Source organism: Azospirillum sp. FG154, from assembly GCF_057809575.1.
The window spans coordinates 110,025-117,312 of sequence record NZ_JBMDKF010000021.1 but is presented as its reverse complement, the minus strand read 5'-3'; the positions used below and the strand labels follow the sequence as shown (position 1 = coordinate 117,312).

Below are 7,288 nucleotides of genomic sequence, written 5' to 3'. Positions count from 1 at the left end.
GAGCAAAGGCCGAAAGTGGGGCGAAAAAACCGCTTGTCCATAACGGATACTCTAAAAGGCCGTGAACATCCCGAGGTTGGCGGCGCCTTCCATTCGGGTCGGATGATGGGAAATGGATCATCCGACCCCTTCGGCGGCGCTGACCGGGCCGCCAAGCCCGCGCGCGCCCGTGTCTCAGGGCCGACGCCCCCGCCCGCTCCATAGGGCGGGCGGTCTCACATGGGAAACAGCGTGGTCAGCGGCATGTGCGTGCGGATGATCGGCGATTTCAGCACGACGTAGCTGAAGTATTTGTCGATGCCGATGTCCATGTCGGTCAATTTTTCCATGATTTCCTGATACTCGCCGATGCCGGACGTGACGAATTTCAGCATGTAGTCATAGCCGCCGGACACCAGATGGCATTCCAGAAGCTGTTCGATCTTGTTGACGGCGGCCAGGAAGCGGGCGAAATCAATCTGCCGATGATTCTTCAGCGTCACCTCGGTGAAGACGGTCAGGGTCTGGCCCAATTTGCTGACGTTGATCTGCGCCGTGTATCCCTCGATGTAGCCCTCGGCCTGGAGTTTTTTGACCCGCATCAGACAGGGACTGGGCGACAGATTCACCAGTTCGGCCAACTCCACGTTGGTGATTCGACCATTCTTCTGGAGTTGATGCAGAATCTTGATGTCGATGCGGTCCAGCTTCATCGGGAAACCCATCCGGTTCGGGGGGCGGAGAACGGAATGGGACAGCAGAAAATTCTGACCCATGGCCCAAGGCAGCTTAACACGCCCCGGCCCGCTGTCGATGGTTGAGAGGCCTAACTCTTGCAGAACAATGCATCATCAGGCCCGAACAGAGCGGAACAAAATGCTGTCGGATCGGCCAATGCGGTGCCCGCCACCCCACGCGCCGTGGCTAGATAAGGGCGACGCTGAAACTGGAGATCCCGTCCATGCCCGCCCCTTTGCAGACCATCGAATCCTCCCCACGCCTCCCCGCGCGCGCGGATGCCGTCGTGATCGGCGGCGGCATCGTCGGCGTGTGGACGGCCTACAGCCTGGCCCAGCGCGGGCTGTCGGTGGCCCTGGTTGAAAAGGGGCGGGTCGGAGCGGAGCAATCCAGCCGCAATTGGGGCTGGTGCCGCCAGCAGAACCGTGACGCGCGCGAGCTGCCGATGGCCACCAAGAGCCTGGATTTGTGGGAACGCTTCGCCGCCGAAAGCGGTGAAGACACCGGCTTCACCCGCTGCGGCCTGCTCTACCTCAGCAACAACGAACAGGAATTGGCCGGGTGGGCGCGTTGGCGCGATTTCGCCCGGACGGTCGGCGTCACCACCCACATGCTGACCAGCGCCGAAGCCGCCCAGCGCGGGCGCGCCACCAACCAGTCCTGGAAAGGCGGCGTCTTTTCCCCGTCCGACGGCATCGCCGACCCCGCCCGCGCCGCGCCCGCCGTGGCCCGCGCCATTCTGAAGCAGGGCGGCACGGTGCATCAGGGTTGCGCCGCGCGCGGATTGGAAACCACCGGCGGGCGGGTCAGCGGCGTCGTCACCGAACAGGGGACCATCCACACCCCGATGGTGGTCCTGGCCGGTGGGGCCTGGGCCTCCTCCTTCTGCCATCAGATCGGCGTGCGGCTGCCGTTGGCCTCGATCCGGTCGTCGATCCTGTCGGTCGGTCCCAGCCCCGCCGGTCTGCCCGACGCCCTGCACACCGCCGCCGTGTCGATCACCCGGCGCGGCGACGGCGGCCACACGCTGGCCATCAGCGGGCGTGGGCGCGTCGACCCGACCTTCCAACAGCTCCGCTTCGCTCCGCAATTCCTGCCGATGTTCACCAGACGCTGGAGCAGCTTGATGCCCGGCGGGCTTGCGGGCCTGCGCTCCGGCCACGAGACGTTGCGGCGTTGGCGGCTCGACCGCCCGACCCCGATGGAGCGGGTGCGCGTGCTCGATCCCGCCCCGGATCGCGGCACCATCCGCTTGACCCACGAACGGGCCATGGCGCTGCTGCCGGGCCTGAAAGACGCGCCGATCACCGCCGCCTGGGCCGGTTACATCGACAGCACGCCCGACGGCGTCCCAGCGATTGGCGAGGTGGCGACCTTGCCTGGTCTGATCCTGGCGGCGGGTTTCAGCGGCCACGGCTTTGGCATCGGCCCCGGCGCCGGCCACCTGATCGCCGACCTCATCACCGCGCAGACGCCCATCGTCGATCCCCGCCCCTATCACCCCAGCCGTTTCGCCGGTTTCGCCGCCGGAACCGTCGCCGATTTCTGAACCGGAACGCCAGCCCCTCAAGCGCAACAGACGATTTCGATTTCAACCGCAAGGTTCTAAAGCGCGAGGGGCGTCATCCCCGTCACCGTCAGGACGGCGGGACCCGCGACCGCCTCGCGCCACGCGACGGACAGCACGAAACGCTCGTCCAACACCTGCTGGTGGAAGCGCCAAGCCAATGGATCATCGACGATGGCGGGTGAGAACTGGATGCGCCAAACGTCCGGCGCGAACCAGAAGGCGTCCAGCGCTTGGGAGAGGCCGAGGCCGGTCGCCTTGACATAGGCCTCCTTCAGCGTCCACAGCCGAACAAAGCTGGCGGGCTGTTCATCCGTCGGCAAGCCGAACAGCCATCGCTGTTCCTCCGGGGTCAAGACGCTTTCCGCGACCGCCAGATCCATCGGTCGCCGCAACGCTTCGACATCGACGCCTGGGTCCACGGTCGCCGAGACCGCGACGGCCACCATGCCCCGCGTATGGGACAGGTTGAACCAAACCCCGGCCAGGTCGTCGCCGACCCAAACGCGCGGCTTGCCATTGGCCTCGGCGACGAAGCGCAGCCCTTCCGGCGGACAGCCAAGATGCGCGGCCAACACGCGCCGCGCCAGCGCGTGGGCGGCCAGATAGGCGAGCCTGTCGGGCGCGAAGACGAAGCGGTCGGATCGGGCCTGCTCCTCCACGCTGAGCCGACCACGCCAGCGCGCGGCGTCAGCCTCATCGGCGTCGCGCAGGGGCAGAGTCCAGATCCGGACGAACGCGCCTGCGTCGTCCATCAATCCGCCACGCCCCCTTGGGACAATGGTCCATGCAGCATCCGGCGCGCGTCCTCATCGCTGGGGGGAGTGGCCAACGGCTTGCGCACGCGTTTGCTCGCCAACGTGTAGGTCGCCGGCACGACGAACAGCGACAGCAGCATGCCAAGGATCATGCCGCCGATGATGACCACGCCGATCTGAAAACGCCCCTGCGCGCCGGAACCGACGTTGTAGAGCAGCGGCAAGGCGCCGACGATCATCGACACCACCGTCATCAGCACAGGGCGCAGCCGGGTGACGGCGGCCTCGATCACCGCCGCGCGCAGTTCCAGCCCCTCGTCGCGCAGTTGGTTGGCGAATTCCGTCACCATGATGCCCTGCTTGGCCACCAGCCCGACCAGGGTAATCAGCCCGATCCCACTGAACAGGTTCAGGCTGCCGCCAGCCTCCGCCAGCCCCATCAGACTGCCCAGCACGGAAAACGGCACCACCAGAAGGATGATGAACGGATCGCGAAAGCTTTCAAACTGGGCCGCGAGGAAACTGTAGATGTAGATGAAGACGAACGACAGCAGGAAAACCAACCCAGCCATCGCGTCTGTGCTCTTCAATTGCCGCGACGCGCCATCAAAGGCGATGGTGGCGCCGTGGGGCAGAACCGGCTTGACCGCCGCCTCCAGCGCGTCGAGCGTCGGCCCCAGCGAGGCTCCGGCGGCAAGGTTGGCCGACAGGGTGGCCGAACGCTGCCCATCGAAATGCGACAACCGGTCCGCTCCCACGCCGTGGAAGGTTTTTATCAGGTTGCGCAGCGGAACGGCCTTCCCCTTGGCGTCGCGCACCTCAACCAGACCGATTCCCTCCTCCTGGCCGACGATCTTGCCGTCCAGTTCGACGATGATGTTGTAGTTCTTGGACGCGTACGAAAAAGTGCCGACTCGGTAATCGCCCAGCGCCGCCGCCACTGTGCCGCCAATGGCGTTCGCGTCCACCCCGGCGTCACCGGCGATGTCGCGGTCGATGGCAATTTCCAGGCGTGGGCTGTTGAGCCGCAGGTTGCTGGTCGGGTTGACGAGACCCGGCACGGTCGCCGCCTTGTTCAGCACAACGTCCATGGTCGCCGCCAGGGTCGGGTAATCCCCCGGCGCCTTGATCGCCATCTGCACCGGAAGCTGCCCGCCGCCCGACAGGATGCCAGGATCGACGACGTTGACGTCCAATCCGGGGATGGCCTTCAGCGCGGGAATCAACGCCGCGCCAATCTGCGCCGCCGAGCGTTGACGCTGTTCGATCGGCTTTAGGATCAGGATGGCGAAGCCGGATCGCGAATCCGGCAAGCCAACCAGGATCAGCGAGCGGGTTTTTTCCGCCACGGAGTCGAACACCTTGGCGATGTCGCGCCCCTGACGCTCCAGCGTTTCATAAGAGGTGCTGGGGGCGCCGACGAAGCTGGCCATGACATAGCCTTGATCTTCCACCGGAGCCATTTCGCTGGGCAGAGTCTTGGCGGCGGCCACCGCGACGACGCCGACCGCCAGAAACACCGTGAAGACCGCCCAACGTTCCGACAAGGCGCCGTCCAGCGCACGGCGATAGCCGTCCTCCAACAACCGCATCGGCCCACGGCGGCGGCCCGGCTTTTTCGCCTTCGCCGGTTTCAGCAGGCGCGAGCACATCATCGGAGACAAGGTGCGCGAAATGAAGCCGGAGAGCAGCACGGCGGCGGCCAGAGTGAAGGCGAATTCCTGAAACAGCGCGCCCATCAGACCGGGCAGGAAGCCCATCGGCAGATAGACCGAGGCCAACGTCAGCGTCGTGGCGATCACCGCGAAACCGATTTCCCGACTGCCGACAAAGGCGGCGGTCATCGGATCGAGACCGCGCTGGATGTGACGTTCGACGTTTTCCACATCGACGATGGCGTCGTCCACCACCAGCCCAACCGCCAGCACGATGGCGAGCAGCGAGAAGATGTTGAGGCTGTAGCCCATGACCATCATGAAGGCCAGCGTGCCGATCAGCGACAGAGGGATGGTCACGATGGTCACAAGCGAGGCGGACAGCGATCCAAGAAACAGCATGACCACGACGATCACCAGCCCGACCGCGTCGCGCAGCGTGTGGAACAATTCGTCGATGGATTGCTTGATGGGGATGGTGGTGTCGAAGATGATGTCGACCGTGACGTCGGCGGGCAACGCCGCGCGCAGCGTCGGCAGCCTCGCTTCGACGAGCGCGGCGATGGTCAGCGCGTTGGCCCCCGCTTGCCGCAGCACGCCAACCGTCAGGCCGGGCTGCCCGTCGATCAGCACGCCGTTCTTGACGTCGTCGGCCGCCACCACGACTCGGGCGACGTCCTCCAACCGCACCAGATAATCGTCCTTGCCGCGCAGCACCAAACGGCGGAACGCCTGGGCGGTCGCCAGCGTGGTGTGGGCGATGACGTCAATGCGAAGGTCGCCCTTGCCCACCGTTCCGGCGGAAACCGCCGCGCTTTGGCGCAACACCGCCGTGCGCACGTCGTCAGGGGTGATGTCGAGCGCCGCCATCTTCAACGGGTCAAGTTCGATGCGCATGGCGTATTTCCGCTCGCCCAGCAACGCCACCGAGGCGACGCCTTCCAGGGTCGAGAGCGGCGTGCGCACCACGCTGTCCACCAACTCCGTCATCTCCATCGCCGACCGCGTCGGGCTGGAAAGCGACAAATACAAGATGGGGGCGGCGTCGAGGCTGAGCTGCGTCACCACCGGCGCCTGGGTGTCGGCGGGGAGTTGGCCACGGGCGGCGTCCACCTTGGCCCGGACGTCGGCCACGGCGGCGGCGGCGGAGACGCCGCCCTTGAAGGTGATGGTGACGACGCTGACGCCGGATGAACTGGTCGAGGTGAAATAATCGACGCCTTGGGCGCCGGAGATCGCCTCTTCGATGCGTGACGTGACCTCCGACTCGACCAACTCAGCCGAGGCCCCGCTCAAAACCGTGGTGATGGTGGCGAGCGGCGCTTCAAAATTGGGCAGTTCGCGCACGGTCAGCACGGCCAACGCGTAAAGCCCGAGAATCGCCAACAGGGCGTTGACGACGATGGAGAAGACCGGACGTCGGATGAAAAAATCGGAGAGGCTCATCCGCCGCCGCCCGCGCCGACGGCAAGGCCGGCCGTTTTGGGCGCGACGAGCACCGGCGAACCGTGACGGACCTGGAACCGCCCATCAATGATGACCTGATCTCCGGCGGCGACGCCGGAGCGGATTTGCGCGACGCCATTTTCGACAAGCCCGAGGACGACGGGCGCGCGTTCCGCCTTGCCATCCCGGATCCGGTAAACATGTTCGCCCGACAACGCGTAGACCAGCGCGGTTTCCGGCACCAGAACCGCGTCTTCCCAGACCGCCAGCTCCAGGGAAATGCGGGCGAACATGCCGGTTTTCAGTTTGCCGTCGGGGTTGGGAATTTGCCCCAGCAATTCAGCGCTGCGGGTGGCGGGGTCGATGTCCGGGCTGATGAAGGCGACCTTGCCCGCCGTGGTCATCCCACCTCCGGCGACCGTCGCCGAGAACATCATGCCGAGTCGAGTCTCCGCCAGCCGACTTTCCGGCACCTTGAAGGCGACCTCCATCACGTCGAAGCCGCGCAGGGTCGTCACGATGTCGCCGGGAGACAGATAGGCGCCGACCGAATAGTTGATCCGACCGATTTGGCCAGCGAACGGCGCGCTCAGCGACCGATGGTTCACCTTGGCCTGCTGCCCGATCAGGACGGCCTGCGACGAGGCCACGGCGACGCGCGCCTTCTCGATCTGCGCGCGGGTGGAAAAACCTTTGCCCCCCAGTTCGGAAACACGGTCCAATTCCAACTGGTCGTTTCTCAATTGCTGTTCGGCGCCGACCAGATCGGCCCGGGCCACGGTCGAGTCCAGCGCGATCAGCAAATCGCCTTGTTTCACCAAACTGCCCTCGCCAAAGGGCAGGGCGATGACGTGCCCGGCTTCAGGCGGGGTGATCGCCACTTCCTGTTTGGCGCGCAATGTGCCGATCAGAGTCAGGCGTTCGACCGCCGGGCCAAGATAGGCTTGAGCGACGGACACTGCGATCGGCAGAGGCGCGACCTCGACCGGAGCCGCGACGACGGCTTTCAGATTGCGGCTGTACCAATAGGCCCCGGCGCCGCCCAATGCGGTGAGCGCGATGACGGCGGCGACGGCTTTCCGCTTCATGGCGCCTTCCCGATGACGAGGCTCGCTTGGCTTAAGCGTGGCCCCAGTGTCGCACAG

At 65.6% G+C, this 7,288-nt stretch carries 5 protein-coding genes; 1 reads left to right on the top strand and 4 read right to left on the bottom strand.

Features of this window, described 5'->3' with window-relative positions:
- Positions 1-215 precede the first annotated feature (215 nt).
- Positions 216-692 (bottom strand): Lrp/AsnC family transcriptional regulator, encoded by a 477-nt coding sequence (locus ACODS4_RS21075; RefSeq protein WP_488867197.1) that lies wholly within the window; start codon positions 690-692, stop codon positions 216-218.
- 248 nt (positions 693-940) lie between these two features.
- On the opposite strand from ACODS4_RS21075, the gene ACODS4_RS21070 reads away from it, so the two are divergent.
- Positions 941-2,266 carry an NAD(P)/FAD-dependent oxidoreductase gene (locus ACODS4_RS21070; protein ID WP_488867195.1) on the top strand — a complete coding sequence of 442 codons (1,326 nt, stop codon included), beginning with the start codon at positions 941-943 and terminating at the stop codon, positions 2,264-2,266.
- A 56-nt stretch (positions 2,267-2,322) separates the two neighbouring features.
- Here ACODS4_RS21070 and ACODS4_RS21065 read toward each other — a convergent pair whose 3' ends face one another.
- The 3 genes from ACODS4_RS21065 to ACODS4_RS21055 are packed head-to-tail and all read right to left on the bottom strand — an operon-like array spanning position 2,323 to position 7,231.
- Complete coding sequence (locus tag ACODS4_RS21065) at positions 2,323-3,039, bottom strand: 4'-phosphopantetheinyl transferase family protein (protein WP_488867193.1); 717 nt, start codon at positions 3,037-3,039, stop codon at positions 2,323-2,325.
- Entirely contained in the window at positions 3,039-6,143 is a 3,105-nt protein-coding gene (locus tag ACODS4_RS21060) for an efflux RND transporter permease subunit (RefSeq protein ID WP_488867191.1), read from the bottom strand. Before ACODS4_RS21060 ends, ACODS4_RS21065 begins: the two co-directional genes overlap by 1 nt.
- Positions 6,140-7,231, bottom strand: a complete 1,092-nt coding sequence (locus tag ACODS4_RS21055; protein WP_488867189.1) for an efflux RND transporter periplasmic adaptor subunit — start codon at positions 7,229-7,231, stop codon at positions 6,140-6,142. The genes ACODS4_RS21060 and ACODS4_RS21055 overlap by 4 nt, the downstream gene beginning before the upstream one ends.
- Between the last annotated feature and the right edge of the window lie 57 nt (positions 7,232-7,288).